The organism is Oleiagrimonas sp. (assembly GCF_027858935.1).
Classification (GTDB): domain Bacteria; phylum Pseudomonadota; class Gammaproteobacteria; order Xanthomonadales; family Rhodanobacteraceae; genus Oleiagrimonas.
On the sequence record NZ_JAQIBU010000336.1, the window covers coordinates 1 to 7,366 of the forward strand.

General features: G+C 59.5%; 7 protein-coding genes. All 7 read right to left on the reverse strand.

Going from position 1 to position 7,366, the window contains the following annotated elements:
- On the reverse strand, positions 1-899 hold an 899-nt coding region (locus PF446_RS12725; protein WP_298072181.1), incomplete at its 3' end, for an ABC transporter ATP-binding protein.
- Positions 900-982: 83 nt separating this feature from the next.
- Positions 983-2,236 carry a glycosyltransferase family 4 protein gene (locus PF446_RS12730; protein ID WP_298072183.1) on the reverse strand — a complete coding sequence of 418 codons (1,254 nt, stop codon included), beginning with the start codon at positions 2,234-2,236 and terminating at the stop codon, positions 983-985.
- Positions 2,233-3,552 carry a glycosyltransferase gene (locus PF446_RS12735; protein WP_298072185.1) on the reverse strand — a complete coding sequence of 440 codons (1,320 nt, stop codon included), beginning with the start codon at positions 3,550-3,552 and terminating at the stop codon, positions 2,233-2,235. The genes PF446_RS12730 and PF446_RS12735 overlap by 4 nt, the downstream gene beginning before the upstream one ends.
- Positions 3,549-4,961, reverse strand: a complete 1,413-nt coding sequence (locus tag PF446_RS12740; RefSeq protein ID WP_298072187.1) for a glycosyltransferase — start codon at positions 4,959-4,961, stop codon at positions 3,549-3,551. Before PF446_RS12740 ends, PF446_RS12735 begins: the two co-directional genes overlap by 4 nt.
- A 138-nt stretch (positions 4,962-5,099) precedes the next feature.
- A complete protein-coding gene (locus PF446_RS12745; RefSeq protein ID WP_298072189.1) occupies positions 5,100-5,552 on the reverse strand; it encodes a hypothetical protein in 453 nt (150 codons plus the stop codon).
- Between the two features lie 63 nt (positions 5,553-5,615).
- Complete coding sequence (locus PF446_RS12750; protein ID WP_298072191.1) at positions 5,616-6,713, reverse strand: hypothetical protein; 1,098 nt, start codon at positions 6,711-6,713, stop codon at positions 5,616-5,618.
- A gap of 381 nt (positions 6,714-7,094) precedes the next feature.
- The coding region (locus tag PF446_RS12755) for an integrase core domain-containing protein (protein ID WP_298072193.1) at positions 7,095-7,366 on the reverse strand (272 nt) is incomplete at its 5' end.

Sequence of the window (7,366 nt, forward strand, 5' to 3'; positions counted from 1 at the left end):
CGCTCCAACGCCACGCCGGCACGACTGATCACCCTGCCGGCCTTCGCAAGCTGGCGGGCGGGCGTGGCGATACCTCGCAGATAGGCCAGGAAAACCAGCAGATCACCCGGCGTCAACACCCCGCGGATGACCCGTGAGGCTCCGTACCAGACGATTGCGCCTGTCGCCACGGCGATGACCAGGTTCATCGTCGGTCCGTAACGCGCCTGCACCATGTTGGCCTGAATGCTCGCCGCGAGACTCTTACCCGCATGCTCACCAAAGCGGTCATCCTCGTGCGACTCACGTGAAAACGCCTGTACGACTTGCACGCTGGCCAGGATCTCCTGGGTGAAGCCCCACAGCGTGCCCTCGTGGTTTCGCACCTGACGCACCGCCTGTTTCAGCCGGCGTGAGTAGAACCGGGCGATATAAAACAGCAGCGGCGCCACGGAAAGGGCGATCAACGCGTAGCGCCAGTCGATCAGGAACATCACGCAGGCCATCCCGAGGATGGTCAGCGCATGAGGCAACAGGTCAATACCGAGGGCGGCGACGAAATCCTGCAGTTGTTTCACGTCACCACTGAGTCGCGACATCAGTTCGCCGCCACGATGACGACGATGAAATTCCAGTGACAGGCGCTGAAGGTGCGCGAACAGGTCGGAGCGGATCGCAAAGACCACGCGCTGTCCGGCATCCAGGAAAACCCGGTTGCCGAGATAGACCAACAACGCGTCCGCCGCTCCAAGGACTAACATGAGCAGCGCCAGCAGGTTCAGCAGTGGCATTCCATGCTGAACGAATGCTGGCAACATCGCCTGCAATTTTGCTGGCAACGGATGATTGAAGATCACGTTGTCGAGGATGTACTTAAGCGGCCATGGAAGAGCCACCAGCACCAGGGCTCGAACGCTCATCAGCAGCGCGCCACCTGATAGCGCCAGCCACTCTTTCCTGAGGTAGTCCAGCAACCACGCTGAAGGATGTTCGGTTACCGACCTCACAATGCCACCGCGCGCGTCAGCGCTGGCGTGGGTGCCAGCGAAAGCGCCTGTTCGACCACATGCCACCAACTGTGACTGGCCGCCTCCCGCTCGGCCGCCTGCCCCATCAATCGACACTGGTCCGGGAGGTCAATCAGGTCCAACAGTGCCTTTGCGCAGCCAACTGCATCGCCGGGCGCGTACAGGCTCCCCGTTTTCCCATCATCAATCAGGTCGACAATCTGTCCAATCTGCGGAGCCACCACGGGACGCCCCGCCGCCATGGATTCGATAATCTTCAACGGTGAAAAATAGAAGTCCGCGTGCGGCAGATAAGGTGCGATGCTGACGTCGATCGCATCCAGCCATGCGGGAATTTCAGCGTGCGGCACCCGTCCCGGAAGCAACACGACCTGATCCAGCCCGCAGTCGGACACACGCTGGCGAATCGTCTCCCATTCCGGTCCGTCACCAACCGCCACCATGCGCACATGTGGGCGAAGTTCGTGCAAGGCCCGGAATACTTCCAGCAAGAACATCATGCCGTGCCAGGGTTTGAAGCTGCCGATAAAGCCCAGTAGCGGCTCCTCTCCCAGACCCAGTTTTTCGCGCACGGCGGCGCTGCCTTCATGTTTGCCGAAGCGTGCCAGGTTGACCCCATTGGGCAGGACGTGAACCTTCTGATCGCTACCCAGGACGCCAGCGACGTGGGCGGCAACCGCATCGGATACGGCGACGATCGCGTCGGCCCCACGATACGAGTCTTTCTCGGCCAGCCGCGCCTCGCTCTCCAGCTTCAACCCGCGAAACCGGCGTTGCTCATCGACCAGCGGCGCATTCACCTCAAGCAGCCGCGGTACGCCGAATTGTCTGGCAACGCGTATGCCCTCGCGATGGAACAGGGCATGCCGCTCATAGACCAGGTCGGGTCTGAAGCCCATGCTGGACAGTTGCGCCCACAGCCGAGCTGGAAGCGTGCGGTCATAGGCTATGCGGCTCACCTCGCGACGCAGAGTCAAGTCGGACAGCGCGGAGATTGGCATGCCAAGCGCCACGCACTCGGCCTTCAGTTCCGTTTCGCTGGCGTTGTATTCAAGGCAAACGATGCGTCCAACAGGCGCAGGATTGCCACTGCCCAGCGTGGCGCAGGCCAGCACCACCTCATGGCCCAGTTCCGCCGCCGCCGTGACAAACTCACGCACATGCACGGAGGCACCTTTGTCACCGAGCACTGGAATGCCACGGTCGGGATTCAGGTAGAGAATTTTCATGATCCGGCCTCCACGGGACTGGCCTTGCCATTGACGACATCAGCACCGTTGGCATGAACATCCCCGCACGCGTGGCAGTCATCAATCAATGCATGCAGCCGACGCGTCGTTGTCCACAGATCGAAGTCCTGCTCAAGGCGATGGCGTGCCGCCTGAGCGAGGCTAACCGCCTGTTTCGGATCAACCAGCAGCCGTTCGAGTGCATTCGCAAATGAGACAGGATTGCTTGGCTGCGCCAGCAGACCGGTTTGTTCATGGACGACCAACTCCGGTATGCCGGATACGTCGGTGGAAACAACAGGCACGCCGGTCGCCATGGCTTCCGCGATCACGTTCGGAATGCCGTCGCGATCGCCGTCGTCGGTGATGCGAGGCGCCAACGCGAACACGTCTGCATGGCGGTAGAGTGCAACGAGCTCCGCGTGCGTCATGGCACCTTCAAGCGTCACCACCCCGATCAACCCTAATTCATCGATTTGTGCTGCAAGGGCACTGCGCAATGGACCTTCACCGACGATCATGCAACGGAAATCCAGGCCTTTTCGAAGCAGCATCGCGCAGGCGGCAATCAGATCGTCGTGACCCTTCTTTTCAACCAAACGACCCACCGAAAGCACAAGCTTGGGTGGGGTCGAGGTGCACGCCGACTGCTCGGCACGCGGACTGAACTGGGACAAGTCAATACCGTGATAGACCAGATGAACCTTGTCGGCGTCATCACCCAGCAGGTCCCGCAAGTAGCGGGCGTTGTAATCGGTGCACGTGGCGACAAACGTGGCGGCGCGCGCACGCTTGCGAATAACGTGTGGCGGCGTCAGGTACAGATCCTTGGCATGGGTCGTGAAGCTGTAGGGAATACCACTCATCAGGTTCGCAAAGCGCGCCGACGCCGCCGGCGCATTGGCGAAATGGGCGTGGATATGCAGAATGCCGGAACGTCGGCATGTGCTTGCTATGTAGGCGCCACGTCCAAACTGCTTCCATACCGACAACGGAGTGGGCGAGAGGGCAGACCACACGATTGCCCGCGACACGGCACCCGCGTAACGCAACGGCGATGAGGCCAACATGTGGCCGTGGGCTCGGGCCAAGCAAGTCCACTTGCCGAAGCCGGTGGCTACCGGCGAATGGATCGGTGCCTGCACCTGCGCCACCATCGGGTGATGCGGCGGCGGCTCCGGCGGCAACAGCGAGAAAATATTGATCTTCGCGCCCAACCGCTCCATGGCTCGAATTTCATTCAGGATGAAGGTCTCCGTCAGGCGCGGGTAGCGCTTCATCACGTAAGCAACTGGCCTTCTCACCTTCGCGTTCATGCCATGTGCTCCATCAACGTCGTCCTCTCCCTTGAGCTATCCAGCAGATACTCGGTGACCCGCTCGGCTCCATTGAGGTCGATCGACACACTCGACGAATCAGACAACGGTTTGGCGGCAAGTACCTCGGGGATCAGAGCCGCAAGCCGCTGCACCAGATCGGCGTCGGGCTCTACGCTCCACAACACACCGAGTCGCGCAAGCAAACTCGCACGCATGCGCTGCTCCGCTCGCGGCGCTGCCCGTGGGACAAGGATGGCGCGCTTGCGCATAGCAAGTATTTCGGCGCTCGTGTTGTACCCCGCCATCGCGACGACCAGGTCGGCGGCACGCAGACTGGGTACCAGATCAGTCGTGTAATCGACCCATTCGATGTCTGGCCGATGCGCGGCCCGTTGGTACAAGGCGGCGCTTTCCGCACCGGGCATCAAAGGTCCGGTAACCATCACCGAGTACACCATGCCTGGCGGAAGATGTTCGAGCGCCCCCAGGTAGGCATCCATCAGCGGAAACCCATCGCCGCCGCCGCCGGCAGTGACCAGTACCACCGGCTTCCCTTGCGATCGATCGGGGTTCCAGCAGATCTGCTCCAGCGCGGCAGGTTCAGCGCTGTTGTGGGTGGCTTTCGCGGCCACCACATGGCCGCAATAGCGTACGCGGGCAGCGAGTGCTGCTGACATGCCGTAGCCTTCGGCCACATCAAACAGCTCCCTGCTTCCATACACGAAGATATCGTCATAGGCCTGCTCCAGCAGCGAATATATCTGTTGTTCGCGCCAGGTTTTTTGCACCGTTGCCGGACTGTCCAGAATATCGCGCAGGCCCACAATGGTCCGCGTATTGGGCAGTTCCCTTCGAATCAAAGCCAGCGTCGGAAGCAATTCCCCATCCATGCCAGCCGGTGCGTGATCCACTAGGAACACATCCGGGCGGTGACGCAGCACGGTATTCAGAATCAGTGCTTCGCGGTAGCCCTTGACCAAGCTGAACAGCTGAGCAGAGTCGCGTGGTGCGTACTGCTCCGCCCCGGTCTTGACTACCGGCGGCAAGGGCTGAACTTGAAGACCGCGCGGAAGTTTCCATTGGTTGATGACAGGAGATCCTGTCATCAGGCAAACCGAAAACCGGTGATTGCAATCGAGCATTCTCCCGGCGATGGCCAGGTTGCGACGCAAGTGGCCCAGCCCGAAGGTGTCGTGGGAATACAGAACCACCTTGATCGTGTCGGCTAACTGCGCCTCCGCACTCTCCTCGCCCCCTGTGCAAGTGCGTTCACGCGAATTGACAGGGACAGGCTCGGCGTCCTGCACATGAAAGCGTCGGACAGCGTGGTGGGCAAGCGATTCAACGGACATCTGGCGCTCCTGCAGGGAACCGGGGTTAACTGCAGTGAGCAAAATTCGAGCCATACCAATAACTACATGATATATATGTATATTTCAGTAGTATTACAGCTATTCAAGGCATACCATTCGTGCAGCACGCACTGGTTGTCTGCAATTATTTGCGGGGTCTAGGCCAGATCAGGGGGTAGGCGAATATATGGCTCAATGACGGCCGTCCGACGGACAGTGCTCCGGCGCAGCATCGGCCAGCGCCCCGATCACGGTCAAAAGAAGAATCACTTTGACCTTCGCATTGACGTAACAGGGCCGTACATACCCTATCGCACCAGGAGTCTTGGCCACGAAATCCACGACGGCCGTTTGCGAACCCAGGACAAATGGCGGACTGATACCCTGGAAATACTGCCGATTCCAGTAACTCTGCAATTGCGGCTCATCCATGTGAATGACGGCAAGAGTGAAATCACGCCGCAACTTGCTGTCTGGCTTCAAATTCACTGGTACGTAGACGTGGTTGGCAGGGTCCAGAAAAATTTTCTTCAAAAAGACGCTACGCAGCAGATTATTGTCGATCGTTGTCACAGGCGTGTGTCGGGAGACGATGATGGCAATCTGCCGGTCATTGGCGCCTTTCGCCACCGCGTTCGATACCATGCTGCCACCCAACGTGAGGGCGAAAGGAAGTAGCAGACCGCGGAGCCAACAGCATGCCATGACCTAGAAAATCACGCCGGCAGAGACAAACCAGCCACTCGGGTCGAGTGCCGCATTGCGAGAGCCATCGAGTCGTTCAAGCTTCAGGAAAAGCCCGCGTACGGGACGATAGTTGAGCCCTATACTACGAATGGAAAGGGCTCCCTGCTGTGTCGAGCTTCTGTAGCGCTCATAGCGGCCCACCACGTAAAGTTTCCGCGGCAGTGGCACAACGGCCTGCACGAAGCCGCCAACTTCATCGGGCAGAGTCGGGTTGTCTGCCGTGCGCTGCAGTGCTTCACCACTGAACTCCACGTGGCGGCCAGTCCACGCAAAGTCGATGCCAATCAGGCGATACTGCTGCAGCGGATCCCTCAATGTATAGCGGGCGGCCGATGCGCCGACACTGAGCCGATCATCCATCATGTGATAGAGGAATTGACCGCCCACTGCATGACTGAAATCGTTCTTCAGCGAATTGGTCGCGCCGTAGGCACCGTAGGCCAGGTCATGGCTTCGGGCGAAGCCGATCGCCTGGCTGTCGTCAGCAAACAGCCAGTAGTCGAGGTCATGGTTTTGCAGACTTACCGTGCCGTACAACATGGCACCGGTGCTGTGGCGCGCGAAGGCTGCCGTGGTCGTCAGCGGGCGAGAGACTGACCACACCAGCGGATCGGCATGAATCAGGTTCCATTGGCCCACCGGGGTCAGAAACTTGCCGACGCGAAGCGTTATTCCGTTGCTTACTCGATACTCGGCGTAAAGGCGCTCCAAATCGACATTGGCATTTCGAGTGGTGACGTGGTGATCGGTCACGGTCACGGCGTCGCCCAGTTCAACCTCACTGAACATTTTCCAGCGCGCCCCGAAGTCCTTGGTCAGGAACAGGCTAAGGTCTTCGATGGCGAGCGCATTGCGATGATTGTCCAGACCATGAAACTGCACGTCAGCGTAGCCTCCAACCCGCACAGCCTGCTGCGGGAAATAGAGGCCTTGACCAAGGTAGTAGGGCTGCGCCTGACCCACCGAACCGGATCCATCGGCAAGCAAGGGTCCACTCCAGGCAAGCACGCACCCAATCAAGAGAATGCGGCGCCACGGCCCTCGTGCCAGTTTGCTCATGATGACCTGCGCCTTGGAATTGGGGCTATTCGTGTTCGCCGAAAACTGATCACCCTTGCCCAAAGATACCCGGCCAAGACAGGGGTAGGGAATCCAGCGCCGTATTGCTCGTTTCGAGTGTAGCGGCAGTACCCTCAGCGATGTCACCCATAGGTTCTACCCCTGAGGTTTTCCCACGTATATCTACGTCCGATCAACATCTTGTGCGCAAACTGAAGGAACAGTGCGCCATTGATGCGGTCATTCCTCACGGCTTACGAAGCCACCAGAGGAGACCACACCATGCGCGCAACCGAAGTATTGCAAAAGTGCCTGGGCGATGCACTGCAGCCAATGCACGCACTGCGCCGCCGTGTAATGACCCAGCGATTTCTGCACAGGTCAGGCCGCTAAAGCATACGTTTGAGCGGGTGTCTTCATCCCCAGTGCCTGATGCGGCCGCCGGAGGTTGTAAAACTGGATCCAGTCACCGATCACTCGGCTGGCGTGCTGCAGGCTTTCAAAACGCTGCCGGTGGGCACATTGATCCTTGAGCGTAGGTATCACACGCTCGACCATGCCGTTTTGATGCGGGCAGTGCGGCGTGATGAATTCCTGCTTCAGGCCATAGCTGCGCACCAGGTGCGTATAGGCTCGACTGGTGAAGACCAAGC